The following is a 17,067-nucleotide window of genomic DNA, read 5'->3' as shown; positions in this document are numbered from 1 at the left end:
GGTGAAGCTGCACAGCACCGTGCTCTGTGTATGACTCAGGTACAAGTCGCATATCGTGGGGACTTTTTACCCCCTGAGTACGGAACCGAAAAGGGGGCAATTTCGGTTAGTCGGTTCGACGCAACTTTGACGCACCTTTGAGGAGACTTTGAGGTAAATCACCCCGACCAGTGGTAAGCCAATGACGTGCACCTGACCGGTCAGCAAGCACCTGCAACAGCAGCACGTGCAGGCTATGCACCTGGTCGTAATAGGTCTGCTTAGCGACGGACGCACACCCAAGCAGGTGCATCTGCATCAACCAGGTCGGCGCCGGATCATCGGAGTAGCGCAGGATGGCCAGCCGATATAGCCGCTCGCCCCGCGCATCCTGCCGCCCCACCTCGGACAGCGCCGCGCCGACCTCCTGTGCAACCGCATCAATGCCAGCACCCGCATCGAGAATGATCCGTGACCCAGGTGTTCCCCGCGGCGCACAGCCGCCCCATTCCATAATGGTTGCCATTGGGCTGCCCAGACCGCCGGCCGAGCCACAGCGCCGACACTGCTCGCCCCAATGCTGCAACAGTGTTTCCATTTCTTCGATCATCGCCCCGCTCCCCCACCCAAAACCGAACCCAACACAGAAATCGATTGACCCCACACAAACCCAACACAAATAAATCTCTTTAAATTCAATATCTTCAAATCAATTGTTTTAGGTGTGTTGAGTGTGTTGGGTTTAATGGTTCTCGCATGGAAAAAAAATTTGGACACAGTGAAAGCAAATTCATGCGCCCATGCGCGTGCGCGAAGCGAAACCCAACACACCCGACACAGCAGGCGCAAAGCCGCGAAACAGAGGGCTGTAAATTGTGTGGGGTGCCGAAAAACAACCCAACACATACCCGACACACCCAACACACTTGTGGCCGGATTCATGTTGTAGACCCCTTAACGTGATCCCAGTTATCGACGTTCCAGCCCGCCAGACGCGCCTGGGCCCGCCAAGCGACCACAGTGGCCCCCAGATCGGCCGCTTTAAGGGATGGGGGCTGGGAAGCGTCCTTGCCTCGAGGGAAAAAGAACGCCCCGAACTTGCGGTTGTTTCCGTCGGTCCAGGGGATAGAACGGGTCTTGTCCACCTCCGAGCTAATGAACAACGAAAATTTCGTCTGGCTCATCACATGCTCTTTGTTGCGGTGGCACCATTCCAGGAACATCGCATACAGATCAGTCGAAAGGCAGGCACCCCACATGTCGCGCCCCAGCTCGCTGTACTGCCAAAGGTTGAGGAACGTCTGCCAACTGGCCCGACTCAACGCAACCAAGCGTTCACGCGCATCGGTGCTCGGTGGTCGGGTTCGCTGGTCGAAATCGCCCAGGTCTACAGACAGCAACCAACCATAGAGCGCCGCGACCCCGCCGTTCACCAGCTCTCGGCCAACCGCCTTCTGGCGCTCCACCGGCAACGTCTCTTCGGGCCACAGGACCAACATCCGCCGATCACTGGGGGCAATCGGCCAGGGCATGATCTCGTTGCTGAGGAACGCCGCATTCATGTAGTTGTCTTCCTCCCAACCATTGATGAACTTCGACTCCATCCGCACCGTCTTGCCCGTCACCAAGTGCTTAATCTTGCCCACCTGGTTGTAACGCTGGTCGCGGCTGACGACCTCCTCGAACACTGACCACAGTTTTCGGCTTTGCCAGGCGTTGAAACTGCTTTCCAACTGCGTCTGTCCGACCGTCGCGGCGTACTGCCCGTACAGCATCCCGAAGGCATCGGCGAACAGCAGACTTTTACCGGAGCCCTCCATGGTGGAGTGAGCCAGTACCGCGGTGTCCATCTTGGCGCCAAGGTGCTGCAACGGGTACGCCAGCCAACGAACCAACCAGTCGAAAGACGAGGGGTCATGGTTGCAGAGAAACGAAATCAGCCACCGCAGGTTCTCGCAGGCAGCATCATCACGCACCGGTTCCATCGGTAACCCATCAAAGGTATTGATATACAGGTTGGGGTCTTTGGTCATTGTCGGGTCAAACACAATGTTCTCCACGTCAACCACACGCCGCTCTGGGCTGTTCAGCCACATGGGGTACATTTCGCCCAACGCCATTTTGACTGCGCCCTCAGCCACCCGGCGCTTCTTTTCCCGGTCCCAGACATCCTTGGTGCCGTCGATGTACACGTAGCGCTCAATCGGCCGCAAACCGAGCGCGCCCCCCTTCTTGCCCTCCATTTTCCGTGCTTGCTCGATTTCCCGAACCTTGTCGTCCGCGATCAACTTCTTCTCGGTGTCGTCCATCCACTCCTTGGCCAGCGGCTTTCCCACTCGGGCCTCGAAAGCGGTTTTCTTCATCACCCGCGCTTTGTCCAGGTCCCACACCTGCGTGGTGCCCTCAACCAGCGCGAAACGCCGCAGTACTTGTTCATAGGTCAGTGCCTCCCCCGCTCCCCCGTGAGCAGCCGGAGCGCCCTCGCCAGGGGCATCGGCGGAGCCCTGCTCACTGGCCACCGCAGATGGGGCCGGGGGAAGATCAGCCGGATCCGGGCGCGACGAATGCTGCATACCCAACATCCGGGCCGCTTCTTTCACCGCCCGGGACTGATCGCCGCCATGCTGCAACAGGCAGAACACCTCGAAAGCATCGTTCTGATGCCCGTTCGCCAGCGGATCGGCGCCGTGGTGCGAAAACACCTTGCCGTCATCACTGACCGTGATCCCGGGTAGCCCGGTGCTGCTGTGCGGATACAACCACTTGCTGCCGCGCTTGATGTAGTCGTGCGCACGCAGCAGCTCTTCAACGTCATGGCTACGGTTGAACTCGTCAATCACCGACGGCTTGCCCCCCGCCGGCGCCGGGCGCTTGATGACCTTGGCCGGTGGCGTCTTGGGCTTGGGCGCCCATGGGCACGCCGCTTCGGCATCGCGCTTGAAGATGTCCCAGTTGTTCCAGATCTTCAGCAACTCAGGGGTGAGAATGGGCAGGCCTTCGGCGCCGCTCGGCGGCGTGCGCCAGGTATAGGGCTTTCCAGTACCCGGGTGGATCGAGGGCGGCAACAGGTCTTGCACTGCGCCCCCGCGCAGCTCGAACACGGTGATACGCTGGTATTCTTCGGCCTCAGCCTTTGCCTGGGCCTCGCCGGCCGCATCACCCGCATCCTTCGCCGCCTTCGCCTTGGCGATAAGCGCCTTATGGATCGAACCGTCCGGGTCTTTCTCATTGGGCCAGGCCAGCGAATGCCGATTCAGCTCAATGCCCTCGGGCACGCGGAACATGATGCGAAAGCGCGCCGGGTTGCCGACGACTGTCGGGAACACCAGCGCCATGGCATCCAGGTCAATTTCCAGTTGGTCGTACAGGACATGCCGCGTCCACTGCACATCATCAACATCCAAGGAGCAGACGCGGCTTGGCCCCAGGACAACACCCAGGTTGTGCCCGGGCTTCTTGTTCCAGAACGCCGCGGCCTTCGCCGCCTCAGTGAAGTAACCACCGGGCCGGTTCCAGCCCTTCCCCTTTGGACCTTTCTCGCCGGGCTCAACCGGCACCAGGGCCAACCCAAACGTATCGATGTAGAACTGAGCCCAGTCGGCAGTCGGTAAAGTGCTGGCTTGCTCAGTCATCTGCGCCGCTCCCGCAACCCCTGACAACTGACGCAGGTCTGACACCCCACAATCGTCTGTTGGCGAAGCAACGGGATGGGTTCGTCGCAATCAACGCAGATCTCAGCGCTGGCGACGCCAGTGACGGGGCGCTGGCGCTGTTCAAGGGCAACCTGCAACAGGTACTCCGCCTGATCATTGGCGCGGTCGATGTCGTCCATTAAATCGCCCTCCAGGTTTGGCCTTTGACTACAGACAGAATCGTGCTGCGAGAGACGCCATACTTCTTCGCCAGCGCCATCGTGCCTGTATCCGAGCCATGTTTTGGGGAGTGATTCTTTCGAATCCATTCGACATCTTGAACGGCTAGCTTGGCCCGCGGATTCAAAACACCCCGCATACCTATCTTTCCTTTCTTGCCCGGCCAGCGGCCTCGCCCCTTCGCTACCATGTCCTGCATGTTGTCTCGATGGGCCCCCAAAAAAAGGTGATCCGGGTTACAACAAGGCGGGTTATCGCAGGAGTGGCACACGCTCATACCAGCAGAGATCTCACCATTCAGAACAGCCCAGAGATAACGATGAGCGAACTGCACACCTCCATCGCGATGAACCTTGCCATAGCCGCCATGATTGCAATACCCGGTGAAGACAAGACACCCATTGCTGACTTGCAGCTTTTCAGCAAGAAGACGGTCATGTTGGGCGATTTCCCGCAGCCAGCGATTCACATCAGCCATGGTCGTGACCCTCCATCGCTTCGCGCGCCCCAGCCATGATGCCCAGTACCGCGCGGATGACATCAACACCGTGCTTCTCCAGGGCTGCTACCTCATGCGCCTCCCAGATATTGTCGGCCGCCCCTTCGTGCATGCTGGAAACAAACTCGCCGGTTTCATGCAACAACTTACCAACCGACAACAGTGCCTGCTTGGTGGGCGCCGCCGGCTCGGGCTTGTACCAAACCATGCCAGCGGGCCGCATCAGCGCATCGAGCAGCATCGGGTTGGCGGTCAGCCGGATGACCTCTTCCAGCTCGTCGGGCTCAAGCCAGCGCTTCTCGAAGTCGTGCTTGAGTTTCTTCTGGAGCGTGTCGTAATCGATCACCATGTCCAGCGCCAAGGCAGTAACACCGCCCTTGTAGTCATGGCCAGCCCGGTACAGGGCCTTGCGAAGGGAAAGAACCGGCCCATGGGCCGGCGAATGTTCTGTAGGACTCATAACCGTAAATACCTCTTTTACGGTCTAGCCAGAGGAACGGGCACGCCCTATCCTACGACCACGACCGATGTGCATGTGCTGTGTATCGTCGTAGCCGGGCTGGGGGATCTTTGGTGAGAGGCCCCAGCCCGGCACCCTTTTAGGCAGCCTGAGAGCCGCGCAGATAGGCCCAATCAATATCAGGCCGTAGCTGTTCACACGTGACCTTGCCCTGCGTTTCGCGCTCAATTGAAACGGCCAAACCGCCGCTGGCGCGACGATGCCCATACGCGATCTGTTTCAGTTGCCCCGCTGTCGTGGCACATCGCGCAGCTAGGTCAGCCAGCGCCGCCTTATCGAGAACTTTTATGTATGCATGCAGACTCATGTGCACCTCCGTTTCGCAAAAAGATAGCAGCCGCTAACGCAACTAACAATAGCAGCTTGCAATTTACAAAATGCTAAACGCTTTTAAGATGCATAGATGAATATCAACCAGCTACGCATTGATACCCTCAAGGCTCTGATCGGCGACCTCAAAATCAAAGAGTTTGCAGGGCAGCACAATCTTGATCCGTCTTACCTTTCTCAATTGCTGAACGGCCATAGACCAATGGGCGATAAGGCCGCGAAGACGCTTGAAGATAAGATCGGGCTTACTGGCGGAACACTTTTGATGCCCGCGCGCTCAGCCCAGGACGGCTTGGCGGACGGACTTCACCCAGGTCCAAGCCTCACTACCCCATTCCGGCGGGCTCCCATGCAAGGAGTCGCGCAATTGAATCAAGATGGATTCTGGAGTGAGCTAGCACCTACCACCGGCTGGGTAGACGTCCCAACATCGGATCCGACTGTCTACTCAATACGCATAAAGGGAGACTCCCTGGCGCCGGCAATCAGGAATGGCTGGGTGGTCTGGTGCGAGCCGCGCCGAGCCTTGGTACCTGGTGAATACGTGGTAGTTACCCGCAACGACGGCGATACCATGATTAAGGAGCTGCTGTATGCGAACGATACCGAAGTCAGCCTCATGTCCGTCAACGATACGTTCGGCCGATTGACCCTGCCTCGCTCCGAGATCAAAAAAATTCACTACGTTGGCGGTATCGTTCCGCCGAGCCAGGTGAAGACGTAATAACCTCTCGCAACAAAGAACGCCGCTATTCCCGTGAAGGGATAGCGGCGCTTTTCCATCCTGTAAGGATGCCAATTTATGGGGCCTTCGGCCGCCCCGAAGCGTTAGAACACGTTCATTTCAAATGGGACAAACTGCGTTTTGATGTTATTGAAATAGAACGCCATTTTGAAGGGTTCTTTTTCAGCTCGCACCCACGCAGTTTTCATGCTTTCGCTTGCGGCCTCCGAGGACTCAAGATTAGGTTGAAGCGTGCGCATGATCGCGTAGGTCGAACACATCATGAGACGTAACTGCGGATCATCCTTAGCCCCTTTCGGTCCGGTGAACTTGGCGTTGGTTATTTTTCCCGTCTCGGCAACATCCAGAAAAATATCGACCTCAGCACCACCCTGTTTAAGCTCTTGATAAACTACCTGGCCTTCCTTCATAGAGTGCGCCTTGCCAAGCTTCGCGGATGCGCACTGCGGAACCTCTCTCAAGTGTTTGACTAAACCTGCTCGAAGGGAGTTGGGAGTAAGCTCCAAGGTTCGAGGCGCTTGAGGTTCGTTTTTCTTCGATTCCCAATCCTCCGGAATCAAGTACTCAAACTCCTCATCTGCTGCAACCTTCTTGGCTGCTTGAGCTGAGACGACGGGTACCAGAATTAGCGCAAGAAGCAGAGTTCGCGTAATCATATCCATTTGATCCAGTAGCTCAGAAAGTAAGTAGCCTAGCAAAAAATCCCCATCACCCATACCGACAAGCAACACCCCCTCAATACATCAATACCCCGCCCTCCCTGCCTTTGCCACCCCCTACACAACAACCTTCGCGAGGTGCATTTTTGCATTACAGAAAAAATAAGTTAGCGTTCGCTATTGCAATAAACATTAGCCGTTGCTAACTTTTATCTCGTACCCCTCTCACCAAGAGTACGAGACATGCAAACCACACAGCACAGCCCTACCCGCTGCCCGGTGTATCTACACCCAGCGGTCTGCACCAGCCCCGCCGCAGTGGAAGCCATCCAGCGGCGTACCGGCCTGCTGGTAATCGTCAGCACCGGCCACCGCATCATGGCCACCCCCCCACTGCCACAGGTCGACGACCAGGGCCCATTCGGGGGTAACGCCGCATGAAGCCGCTCCTGATTGGCCTCACCGGACGTGCTCGCTCTGGCAAAACTACTGCCGCCGAATACCTGGTGGGCACATACCTGCTGGAGCACTACGCCTTCGCTGACCCGCTCCGCGACGGCCTGATGGCGATCTTCAACCTCGACCCGACCGATTTTGAAGGCGACCGCAAGGAACAACCACTGGCTTGGCTTGAGCGCTCTCCTCGCCAACTGATGCAATCAATGGGCACTGAGTGGGCGCGTAACACCGTTCACCCGGATATCTGGGTGAAGCTTGCCACGCAAAACCTCGACTACATGACCAACGCTCTGGGCGCGGTGCTCGGTTTCGTCATCAGCGACGTGCGCTTTGAAAACGAGGCGCACCTCATTCGACGCCGGGGCGGCACCGTCATTCACATCGCCCGCAACGACGCGCAAGCGGTGAACCCACACATCAGCGAGGCCGGTGTAGGTGTTCGCAAGGACGATCTGATCCTGCGCAACAACGGCACGATTGACGAGTTCCTGCGCTCGCTGGATGAAGTGTTCCTCATGATTCGCGAGCGCCATCAACGCACCGAACAGCTCTCAGCCTGAGGCCCGCTGCCATGAACCGCACCCTGGACCAAACAGCGGCCGTGCTGGGGCTAAAGCCCCGGGCGTTCCGCGCCAAGCTCCGCGACCTGCGCATCTTGACCCAGAGCGGCGACCTTGCCAGCCACCACCGTGACGGCGGGCACCTGTTCTCAGATCCGCGCTGCGTCCAGATCGGCAAGACCAACCGCTTCAAGCACTACGCCGTGGTGATGGTCACCGAGGCCGGGGTGCAGTGGTTGGCGAAAAAACTTGGCATCACCATCACGCACAAGGACGCCGCCGCATGAGAACCAACTACGTCAACGCGTACACCCATGCCATGGGCACCTTGCAACTGGTACCGATCTACCTGAACAGCCCGGGCATTGTCAGCCGCGCGAACCTTCTCGGCGCCGCGAGTGAATCCGTTGCTCTGTTAGGGAACGTGCCTTGCCACGCGCTTGAACTGGCCGATGTATTCCGCTGCGTGAACGACGTGATCCGCCCTGGGCAAACCGCCTATGTCACCCCTACTAATTCGCCCAAAACGCCCTATGGCGCCGTTGTGGCAGACGAACACGGCCAGGTGTGCGCCGTCGCGGCGGGCGCGAGCAAGGAAGGGCTAGCCGAGCTGATCCGCCTCAAGTTGCTGCCCCCAGAGGTGGGGTATGGGGAGGCCGGTCCATGAGCGCCACGCTCGAACAACTGCGCCGCCAGTTCGCAACCCCATGCCCAACGCTGACAGCCGTGCGCCTGGAGTACTTCCCGCACATCCGAACCGACCGGCACCTGCTGGCCGAGATCAAGAGGGGACGCATCAAGCTGATCGTAAAGAAGCTGCACCCGTCAGTGCGCGCCCAGCGCGTGGTGTACCTGCACGACCTGGCCACCTACCTGGACGCTCAAGCGCAACAGCAGGCGGCCTGATTCAACGGTGGCCCCTGCCGTCCAGGGGTAAACAACTCGCACTCAATGAGGCACAGCACATGAAAGCTACAGATACCACCGAGTTCATTAGCGAGCTCAACGCCGGCGTATTCGCCAACCAGATCGGCCACGCCCTCTCCGAGGTAGCAGCAGGCGTTGTCGACAACGGAAAAGTCGGGTCGGTCACCCTGACCTTCACGCTCAAGCAGATCGCTGACAGCCACCAGGTCACCGTCAACCACAAACTCGCCTACAAGGTACCGACCAAGCGCGGTAGCCGGAGCGAAGACACCACGCTCGATACGCCCATGCACGTCAACGAGGGTGGCCGCCTAACCCTCTTTGCCGAGGCACCACGCGCCGGGCAACTGTTCAGCAAAGACGCCGCACCGGTTCACGCGCAGCTCTAAATCAAGCCATTCAACTCCATACCTCTCACCAATAGGAAGTCGATCCAATGGAAGCCAAAGCAATTCAACTGATCCAAGACACCGCCGTACTGGCTTACGCCAAGCCGCTTGATACTTTCACCCCTACGCTGGTGCTGCCGTCTGACCAGAAGATCCACAGCATCGAAAAATTCCAGGCAGGCCGTAGCCGCTTTCGTGGCGCGCTGCACACTCACTCGCTGCTCGACTTCGGCAACTACGTGATGCGCGAGAACGAAGACATCACTGCGGCTGGGTTCGTTAATGCAGACGACATGTCCTGCTCGGTGTACTTCAACCTGGGCGATATCGTTGCCCCAGGCCATGGCGACCACACTGCGACACTGACCCTCAAGAAAACGGCCGCGTTCAAAGCCCTGGAACGCGCCGCAAGCACTACCTTCGCACAGAAAGATCTGAGCGATTGGATCGAGGACTGGGCACCCAACCTCAAGGCCCTGGACCCTAACGATGCTTACGTTGACCTGCGTAGAGCAGCGGCCGCGATTCGCTCGATCAGCATCGAGCAAGCCCGCAAGAGCGAGCACGTTGTCGGCGACATGAGTGCCTCCCGCTCTGCAATGGATCAGATCGAAGCCAAATCTGCCGAGGGTCTGCCTGCTGAATTCCTGTTTACCACGCAGCCATATGAAGGGCTCAACACCCAAACCATCCGTCTGCGCGTCGCCGTCCTAACTGGCGGCGACAAACCTGCGCTGCGCCTGCGCTGGATTGGTGAAGAGCAACTGCGCGAAGACCTGGCCCAGGAATTCAAGGACGTCGTGCAAAAAGAAGTAGGCGGCGCCGCGACCCTGACCATCGGTAGCTTCAACCTGGGTTAACCACCACTGCAACACCCCGCCGCCGTCCTCTCACCAGTATTCCGGCGGCGGGTTCTAGCGAGGAGCACAGCACATGCACGCACAACACATCGCGATCATCGTTGTAGGAATGGCCTTAGGCTTCATTGCCCTGGCCTACTACATCCGCAAGGCCTTACTTCACGCAACGGCCAACGGCTACGCCTTAGGACACCAAGCCGGGCTCACGCTGCAGAGCACCCGAATCGAAGCGCTCAATCTCGACCTGGTACGCCATCGGCGCAAACACCAAACCGAAAAGTCGGAACTGATGGCAACACTCGCAGAGGCCCAGCAGAAGCTAAACCTGCAAGACATTCAGATCCAGAACCTTAAGGCATCCGCCTTCACCATTAGCGACCATGCCCTGCTGCACGGGATCGTCCAGACCCTCGACCTGGCTTTGCAAACCTGGCAACCCATGGTCGGCACCGAACCTATCCAGCACCGAGCAAAAGTTCAAAAGCAGCAGTTCGTCCAGCTAGCCAGCCGCTTCATTGGTACCGCGAACACCGGACAGCCAGGAGAAGCGGCATGACGACCTATCACTGCTGTCTCGACATCCCCAACGGCGTGATCCGCCTCGCTCGCACCCCACGGCAACTGGATGGCGTACTCAAACACGCTGACAGCGGCAAGCCCATGACGGGCGAACAGGTTCTGGCCCACGCCATCGACCTCGCCAGTCAAGGTTTTGAGGCCATACCGCTTGGCTGCGACAACCACAACAGCAAGGGCCACTGCCTGGGCCACTCCAGCACTCTCGCCGAGGACATTTGACATGACAACGACCAACATCATCCCATCCATCTCCGGCACCCCCTTTGCTGGTGGCTTTTATGTTGCGCGCTTCCAGTGTGATGACTGCGAGTACGCCTTGGTTGTCTCCCCCAAAAACGAAGGTGAGATCGCCAGCGTCTACTGGGGCAAATGCGGCCAGGACGTTGCAGAGGCCCGCACCTTCAACGACGGTCTAAGCAACACCCGCGGCATGGAAAAAGCCGGTAGCGATGTCGCCGCCCAGATACTCGATCTGGTCATCAACGACCACAACGACTGGTACCTGCCGAGCCGCGACGAGCTTGAACTTTGCTACCGAAGCCTCAAGCCCTCCACCCAAGAAAACTGGGCGAGTTTCCGAGACGGTGATAACCCCAGCAGCGTGCCCACCGGCTACCCATACACAGAGCAAAGCCCGCACCAAACACTTGCGCACGCGTTTCAGGCAGGCGGTGTAGAGGCGTTCAATAATGACTGGTACCTGAGCAGCACGCAGTACAGCCCGAACCTCGCGTGGTTCCAGCACTTCGGTGTTGGCAGCCAGGACTTCGACCGCAAGGGCCTCGCCCGTCGGGCCCGTGCCGTCCGCAGAGTGAAGGTTACCCCTTAACCACTTCAGTCATTGATACCGCGCGTAGCGCGGTTAGCGCAATTTTTTGAGGCTATCACCATGTCAAATCTCTATCGGCTGGAGTCGGGCGAAACTAACGTAGAGTCCTCAGATCCACACCTGATCCATCAAATCCTGGAAAAGCTGTCAGGCCTGCCCGCCGCCCAGCCATTTGCAACGGCGCAACTCTGCCGAGCTTACGGTACACCGAGTATCGGGCAGCACTGGCCCGAACAAGGCGGCATTTATGTGGGCCTGACGCGTGGCGAAGACGGTCAGCCTGACTATCCCCTGGTCGTCTCCAACAAAGAGTACGGCCAGATCGATTCCGCAACCTGGGGACCATCAGGCGACGACCTGAAAGGCGCAACCCATCAGCGAGACGGCGCGGCCAACACCAGGGCGATGCTCAGCTCGTCGAACGATCACCCTGCCGCTGACTGGATTACAGCTCAGACGATAGAGGGTTACAGCGACTGGTACCTACCCGCCCTTTCCGAACTGGCGCTGTGCTACGCGTCAGTGCCAGAGCTGTTTGATAAGGCGTGGTACCTGAGCAGCACGCAGTACAGCCCGGGCACCGCGTGGATCCAGAACTTCGATGGTGGCACCCAGGGCACCGGCCACAAGGGCCACGCCCGTCGGGCCCGTGCCGTCCGCAGAGTCGTTACCACTTCACCCCTTTAACCCTTAGGGGCACGGGCGTAGCCCGTGTTCCGCGAGTTTTTCAGCATGGCCTTACACCACCAATTACCGATCTACAAGTTGGCCAGTGATCTTGCCAGCCTGGCAGCCGACCTCACCAAGAACATGCCGCGCGACTGGAAGCGGACCCTTGGCGAGAAGGTGCTGATTGAATGCTTCGACGTGGTCACCCTGATTTTCAGGGCCAACGTAACCACTGGCACTGACCGGGTGCAACACATCAGCAAGCTTCTGGAGCATATCCAGATCATTGAGCTGATGCTGCGCCTCGCGGTGGATAAGCGTGTGATAAGCACCAAGCACTACTCCAGGGCAATAGAGATAACTGATCCTCTTGGACGTCAGGCCACTGGGTGGAAAAAACATGCCGCAACGTCGCCTGCTGCTTGAGCGTCAAGGCGCTCAAGCCTGTGTGATTTTGAATCTGGTCGTGCCGCTGGCCTTTCTGGCCACCGCCATGCGCACCAAGGGAACCGCCGGAATGCATCCGTGCAGGCCCTGCGCAGTTGACCCGCTGATCGGCCCTGGTCTTCGGCAGGCTGACGTAGATAGCACGACTTGGCGCAGTACAGCCCGAACAACGCGTGGATCCAGAACTTCGATGATGGCAACCAGAACAACGACCACAAGGACAACGCCCGTCGGGCCCGTGCCGTCCGCAGATACATCCGCTGTAGCAGGCCATGCTGATTTTTCTTTTGAGGCTTTGGTGCAGGCCTACCTCGATTGCCGGCGCAACAAGCGCAGCAGTCGGAACGCCCTGGCATTTGAGCTCAACCTGGAGCGCAATCTCATGCAACTCCATACAGAGTTGATTGACCGCAGCTACCGGCCAGGCCCCTCTATTTGTTTCGTGGTGACGCACCCGAAACCAAGAGAAGTCTGGGCGGCCGACTTTCGCGATCGCATCGTACACCACCTGCTCTACAACCACATCGGCCCGCGCATTGAGCGCTCCTTTATTGCCGATAGCTGCGCCTGTATCACGGGCCGCGGAACGCTCTACGCCGTGCAACGACTGGAGGGCAAGATCCGGAGCATCACCCAGAACTGGAGCCAGCCAGCGCACTACCTGAAATGCGACCTGGCCAACTTCTTCGTCAGCATTGATAAGCGGGTGCTCAATCAACAGTTAGCAGCCCGCATCAAGGAGCCGATGTGGCTGGACTTGGCTCAGCGGATCCTGATGCACGACCCAAGGGAAAATTACCGCCTTCACAGCACCCCACGCCTGGTCAATCGAGTGCCGCAGCACAAACGCCTGGCAAGCCAACCAAGCTACCTCGGCCTGCCAATCGGCAATCTGAGCAGCCAGTTCTTTGCGAACCTGTACCTCGATACCCTCGACCAGCATGTGAAGCACCAGCTGCATGCACGGCATTACATCCGCTACGTCGATGACTTCGTGCTGCTGCATGAATCATCAGAACAGCTCAGTGCCTGGCTGAAAGAACTCACCGTTTTTCTGCCTGAGCAACTGGGTGTTCGCCTGAACCCCAGCAAAACCATTCAACAACCTATCAGCCGCGGCGTGGACTTTGTCGGCCAAGTAATCAAGCCTTGGCACCGCACCACCCGCCGCCGCACCGTTGACTATGCGCTGAAACGAGTGGCTACAGCCCCCAAGGGCCAGTTGACCGAAGTCGCCAACAGCTACTTCGGCCTACTCACCCAGGCCACCCACAGCCATACCGATCGCCGCAAGCTGGCAAAGGCCGTATTGATGCGCGGCAAAACCGTGAATGCATTGTTGACCAAAACCTACAAGGGGGCGATATGACAGCCCTTCGCCGAACCGTACGTATACGCCGCGGGCAAATGCCACCCCTCGACCTGGTCACCATCTGCGACAAGTGCAATAAGTCGCGAGCGCACGGCAACCATGAACAATGCAGCAGGCTGCGCCAGGCCGAAGGGCTCGCACGCCGCAGCAATATCACCCAACAAACACCTTCTGCCGACGCGCGCGGCAAGGAGCAATCATCGCCCGACCAGGGCAGAGGTAGCCATCATGACAGCAGCAGAGCAACGCCCTGACGCCTATCTCGGCGACAAAGTACCCGAAGCCAAGATGGCGGAAATACTTGGGACAACCATTGCAGCACTGCGCTCAAAACGTGCACGCAAACAAATCCCGATGGGGGTCTGGAATAAACACGAGAGCCGCATCATCTATAGCGTCAGGAGATACTACGAATGGCTCGAAAGTCAGTGGGTTTCCCCCCTGGATTGGACATCCACCACGGCTCAATCCGCTTCCGATTCAGGTGGAACGGCATCCGGCGCAGTGAAACATTCCCCTATCCCGCGACACCGAAAGGGATCAAATCAGCCGCACAGGTTAGTAATCAGGTAATCAACCTAATTAAATTGGGGCTGCTCGACGACGACAAATACGCCGAGCTGTTCCCCAACTCCAGCCAGATTGCCGGTGGAAAGATCAACTTTGGTGAGTATGCCCAACTCTGGTTGGACAGCCGTGCGGTCGTCAAAGGAACAAAGGGCAACTACACCGGAGCACTGAACCTGTATTGGATGCCTACTCTGGCTTTGGTTCGGATCGACCTCATCACCACCACGCTCCTGCGCAGGACGATTGCGTCCATCAAGTGGTCATCGCCGGCAGTAAAGCGCAACGCCATTATCAAGCTCTCCACAATTCTCAAGTCAGCGGTGGCTGAAGAATTTATGGCCAAGAACCCAGCCGCCCTTATTGAGCTGCCGAAACGCAGCAAGAAAGAAATAGACCCCTTCACACAAGAGGAGGCCAACACCATCATCGAGAAGATGTACCAGCACGATCACTGGCCGAGCACAATCTACGCAGCTTTTTTCGAGTTTGTGTTTTTTACGGGCATGCGACTATCCGAAGCCCTGGCGTTGCGGTGGGATGCGGTGAGCATTGAGAAAAGGACCGCCCACGTTTGTCGCGGCATTGCCCTGGGGGAAGTGGTGGAACGTACAAAGACCGGCGGGGATCGGTTCGTTTTGCTCAACGAACGAGCACTGCACGCTCTGGAATTTGCCAAGTCCTATGCAGAACGTCGGAAAAAAGGCTCGGGAAAGATACTCGAAACCCCCTATGTATTCCCTCCCTCGAAGAACAGCGAGTACGTCAAACAGACATCTGACCTCCATAAACAGTGGGGCCCGACACTTTCTGCGCTCGGGGTCCGGTACAGACCGCCGTACAACTGTCGTCACACCTATGCGACAATATGCATAATGTCTGGCATGAATCCCGCTTTTATATCCCAGCAGCTCGGCCATAGCGTGCAGATGCTGCTGTCGACCTATGCGCGATGGATCAACTCAAGCTCGGATTGGAGTGAGCTTGAAAAACTCCAACTTGGTCCCAAATTGGTCCCAGATCCAATAAGCGCTCCATAAGCTATTGAAAGGTAAGGTAATTGATCTCCACAGCTAACATCACGATGCAGTTCGGCGCCAAGCCGTTGTTCGAGAACGTCTCGGTCAAGTTTGGTGCAGGTAACCGTTATGGCCTGATCGGCGCCAACGGTTGCGGCAAGTCGACGTTCATGAAAATCCTCGGCGGCGACCTCGAGCCGTCCGGCGGCCAGGTCATGCTGGAGCCGAACGTGCGCCTGGGCAAGCTGCGCCAGGATCAGTTCGCCTACGAAGAATTCACCGTGATCGACACCGTCATCATGGGCCACGAGGAGCTGTGGAAGGTCAAGGCCGAGCGCGATCGCATCTACTCGCTGGCGGAAATGACCGAAGAAGACGGCATGGCCGTGGCCGAGCTGGAAACCGAGTTCGCCGAGATGGACGGCTACACCGCCGAGTCCCGCGCCGGCGAACTGCTGCTGGGCCTGGGCATCGGCATCGAGCAGCACCTGGGCCCGATGAGCGAAGTCTCGCCAGGCTGGAAGCTGCGTGTGTTGCTGGCCCAGGCGCTGTTTTCGGACCCGGAAGTGCTGCTGCTCGACGAGCCGACCAACCACCTGGACATCAACACCATCCGCTGGCTGGAAAACGTGCTGACCCAGCGCAACAGCCTGATGATTATCATTTCCCACGACCGTCACTTCCTCAACAGCGTGTGCACCCACATGGCTGACCTGGACTACGGCGAGTTGCGCCTGTTCCCGGGCAACTATGACGAGTACATGACCGTGGCTACCCAGTCGCGTGAGCAATTGCTCTCGGACAACGCCAAGAAGAAGGCCCAGATCAGCGAACTGCAATCGTTCGTCAGCCGTTTCTCGGCCAACGCCTCCAAAGCCAAGCAGGCCACGTCCCGCGCCAAACAGATCGACAAGATCCAACTGGCCGAAGTCAAGCCATCGAGCCGGGTCAGCCCGTTCATTCGCTTTGAGCAGAACAAGAAGCTGCACCGCCAGGCCGTTATCGTCGAGCGCATGGCCAAGGGTTTTGACGGCAAGCCCCTGTTCAAGGATTTCAGCTTCACCGTCGAAGCCGGCGAGCGCGTGGCGATCATCGGCCCCAACGGTATTGGCAAGACCACCCTGCTGCGCACCCTGGTCAATGAGCTGAGCCCGGATGCCGGTTCGGTGAAATGGACCGACGCCGCCGAAATCGGCTACTACGCCCAGGACCACGCCTCGGACTTCGAAGACGAGTCGAGCCTGTTCGACTGGATGGGTCGCTGGACCCAGGGCGGCGAGCAACTGGTACGCGGCACCCTGGGCCGCATGCTGTTCTCCAACGACGAGATCCTCAAGTCGGTCAAGGTCATCTCCGGTGGTGAGCAAGGCCGCATGCTGTTCGGCAAGCTGATTTTGCAAAAGCCCAACGTGCTGGTGATGGACGAACCGACCAACCACTTGGACATGGAATCGATCGAGGCGCTCAACCTGGCGCTGGAGAACTACCCCGGCACGCTGATTTTCGTCAGCCACGACCGCGAGTTCGTTTCGTCCCTGGCCACGCGCATCATCGAGCTGAGCCCAAGCGGCGTGATCGACTTCAGCGGCACCTATGACGACTACCTGCGTAGCCAAGGTGTGCTGATCTAGGCCAGCCACGACAAGCCTTAAGCGGTAAGCTCTTGGCTCGCCGCGCGCAACTTGCAGCTAAAAGCTAGAAGCTTGCGGCTCCACGAAAGCCCTGTCCTGGTGACAGGGCTTTTTGCGTCTGGGGTGGCCGGGTTGTTGCTCCAGCAACAGTGGGC

The 17,067-nt window shown here is 58.4% G+C and carries 23 protein-coding genes; 16 read left to right on the top strand and 7 right to left on the bottom strand.

Annotated features, from left to right (window positions below; translation table 11 throughout):
- Positions 1-106 precede the first annotated feature (106 nt).
- The 6 genes from AC19YT_RS03635 to AC19YT_RS03610 form a co-directional block, all read right to left on the bottom strand.
- Positions 107-589, bottom strand: a complete 483-nt coding sequence (locus tag AC19YT_RS03635) for a hypothetical protein (RefSeq protein WP_500609752.1) — start codon at positions 587-589, stop codon at positions 107-109.
- Positions 590-917: 328 nt separating this feature from the next.
- Positions 918-3,611, bottom strand: coding sequence for a bifunctional DNA primase/polymerase (locus AC19YT_RS03630; protein ID WP_500609751.1), 2,694 nt, complete (start codon positions 3,609-3,611; stop codon positions 918-920).
- Positions 3,608-3,811: a TraR/DksA C4-type zinc finger protein gene (locus tag AC19YT_RS03625; protein ID WP_500609750.1), complete on the bottom strand. Its 204-nt coding sequence runs from the start codon at positions 3,809-3,811 to the stop codon at positions 3,608-3,610. The genes AC19YT_RS03630 and AC19YT_RS03625 overlap by 4 nt, the downstream gene beginning before the upstream one ends.
- A complete protein-coding gene (locus AC19YT_RS03620) occupies positions 3,811-4,329 on the bottom strand; it encodes an HNH endonuclease signature motif containing protein (protein ID WP_500609749.1) in 519 nt (172 codons plus the stop codon). The genes AC19YT_RS03625 and AC19YT_RS03620 overlap by 1 nt, the downstream gene beginning before the upstream one ends.
- On the bottom strand, positions 4,322-4,810 hold the full coding sequence (locus AC19YT_RS03615; RefSeq protein ID WP_500609748.1) for a phage regulatory CII family protein: 489 nt from the start codon (positions 4,808-4,810) through the stop codon (positions 4,322-4,324). Before AC19YT_RS03615 ends, AC19YT_RS03620 begins: the two co-directional genes overlap by 8 nt.
- Positions 4,811-4,949: 139 nt before the next feature.
- A complete protein-coding gene (locus AC19YT_RS03610) occupies positions 4,950-5,177 on the bottom strand; it encodes a transcriptional regulator (protein ID WP_500609747.1) in 228 nt (75 codons plus the stop codon).
- A 96-nt stretch (positions 5,178-5,273) separates the two neighbouring features.
- Here AC19YT_RS03610 and AC19YT_RS03605 point away from each other — a divergent pair, with 96 nt between their 5' ends.
- Positions 5,274-5,924 (top strand): S24 family peptidase, encoded by a 651-nt coding sequence (locus AC19YT_RS03605; RefSeq protein WP_500609746.1) that lies wholly within the window; start codon positions 5,274-5,276, stop codon positions 5,922-5,924.
- Positions 5,925-6,028: 104 nt separating this feature from the next.
- Here the strand turns inward: AC19YT_RS03605 and AC19YT_RS03600 are convergent, their stop codons facing one another.
- Positions 6,029-6,673 carry a hypothetical protein gene (locus AC19YT_RS03600; RefSeq protein ID WP_500609745.1) on the bottom strand — a complete coding sequence of 215 codons (645 nt, stop codon included), beginning with the start codon at positions 6,671-6,673 and terminating at the stop codon, positions 6,029-6,031.
- A gap of 174 nt (positions 6,674-6,847) precedes the next feature.
- Between AC19YT_RS03600 and AC19YT_RS03595 the strand changes: the two genes are divergently transcribed.
- From AC19YT_RS03595 to AC19YT_RS03525, 15 genes are all read left to right on the top strand, one after another.
- Complete coding sequence (locus tag AC19YT_RS03595) at positions 6,848-7,045, top strand: hypothetical protein (RefSeq protein ID WP_500609744.1); 198 nt, start codon at positions 6,848-6,850, stop codon at positions 7,043-7,045.
- On the top strand, positions 7,042-7,623 hold the full coding sequence (locus tag AC19YT_RS03590; protein ID WP_500609743.1) for a deoxynucleotide monophosphate kinase family protein: 582 nt from the start codon (positions 7,042-7,044) through the stop codon (positions 7,621-7,623). Before AC19YT_RS03595 ends, AC19YT_RS03590 begins: the two co-directional genes overlap by 4 nt.
- Before the next feature lie 11 nt (positions 7,624-7,634).
- Entirely contained in the window at positions 7,635-7,910 is a 276-nt protein-coding gene (locus AC19YT_RS03585) for a hypothetical protein (protein WP_500609742.1), read from the top strand.
- Entirely contained in the window at positions 7,907-8,290 is a 384-nt protein-coding gene (locus tag AC19YT_RS03580) for a hypothetical protein (RefSeq protein WP_500609741.1), read from the top strand. Before AC19YT_RS03585 ends, AC19YT_RS03580 begins: the two co-directional genes overlap by 4 nt.
- Positions 8,287-8,529: a pyocin activator PrtN family protein gene (locus AC19YT_RS03575; protein WP_500609740.1), complete on the top strand. Its 243-nt coding sequence runs from the start codon at positions 8,287-8,289 to the stop codon at positions 8,527-8,529. The genes AC19YT_RS03580 and AC19YT_RS03575 overlap by 4 nt, the downstream gene beginning before the upstream one ends.
- A gap of 59 nt (positions 8,530-8,588) precedes the next feature.
- Positions 8,589-8,939, top strand: a complete 351-nt coding sequence (locus tag AC19YT_RS03570; RefSeq protein ID WP_500609739.1) for a YfdP family phage-associated protein — start codon at positions 8,589-8,591, stop codon at positions 8,937-8,939.
- A gap of 47 nt (positions 8,940-8,986) precedes the next feature.
- The gene (locus AC19YT_RS03565) at positions 8,987-9,799 is read left to right on the top strand and encodes a DUF2303 family protein (RefSeq protein WP_500609738.1); all 813 of its coding nucleotides are present in this window, start codon (positions 8,987-8,989) and stop codon (positions 9,797-9,799) included.
- A 73-nt stretch (positions 9,800-9,872) separates the two neighbouring features.
- Positions 9,873-10,355, top strand: coding sequence for a hypothetical protein (locus tag AC19YT_RS03560; RefSeq protein ID WP_500609737.1), 483 nt, complete (start codon positions 9,873-9,875; stop codon positions 10,353-10,355).
- Complete coding sequence (locus AC19YT_RS03555; RefSeq protein ID WP_500609736.1) at positions 10,352-10,597, top strand: hypothetical protein; 246 nt, start codon at positions 10,352-10,354, stop codon at positions 10,595-10,597. Before AC19YT_RS03560 ends, AC19YT_RS03555 begins: the two co-directional genes overlap by 4 nt.
- Before the next feature lies 1 nt (position 10,598).
- Positions 10,599-11,207: an Lcl C-terminal domain-containing protein gene (locus AC19YT_RS03550; protein WP_500609735.1), complete on the top strand. Its 609-nt coding sequence runs from the start codon at positions 10,599-10,601 to the stop codon at positions 11,205-11,207.
- Between the two features lie 60 nt (positions 11,208-11,267).
- Entirely contained in the window at positions 11,268-11,894 is a 627-nt protein-coding gene (locus AC19YT_RS03545) for an Lcl C-terminal domain-containing protein (protein ID WP_500609734.1), read from the top strand.
- Positions 11,895-11,918: 24 nt separating this feature from the next.
- The gene (locus AC19YT_RS03540; protein ID WP_500609733.1) at positions 11,919-12,302 is read left to right on the top strand and encodes a four helix bundle protein; all 384 of its coding nucleotides are present in this window, start codon (positions 11,919-11,921) and stop codon (positions 12,300-12,302) included.
- Positions 12,303-12,513: 211 nt separating this feature from the next.
- Positions 12,514-13,692: an RNA-directed DNA polymerase gene (locus AC19YT_RS03535; protein WP_500609803.1), complete on the top strand. Its 1,179-nt coding sequence runs from the start codon at positions 12,514-12,516 to the stop codon at positions 13,690-13,692.
- Positions 13,693-14,108: 416 nt separating this feature from the next.
- Positions 14,109-15,302, top strand: a complete 1,194-nt coding sequence (locus tag AC19YT_RS03530) for a tyrosine-type recombinase/integrase (RefSeq protein WP_500609732.1) — start codon at positions 14,109-14,111, stop codon at positions 15,300-15,302.
- Positions 15,303-15,322: 20 nt separating this feature from the next.
- On the top strand, positions 15,323-16,912 hold the full coding sequence (locus tag AC19YT_RS03525; protein ID WP_095108530.1) for an ABC-F family ATPase: 1,590 nt from the start codon (positions 15,323-15,325) through the stop codon (positions 16,910-16,912).
- The last annotated feature ends 155 nt before the right edge of the window (positions 16,913-17,067 follow it).

Source organism: Pseudomonas sp. MF08875 (genome assembly GCF_059862525.1).
Note: the sequence above shows the minus strand (reverse complement) of the source record. Positions and strands in the feature narration are given on the sequence as shown.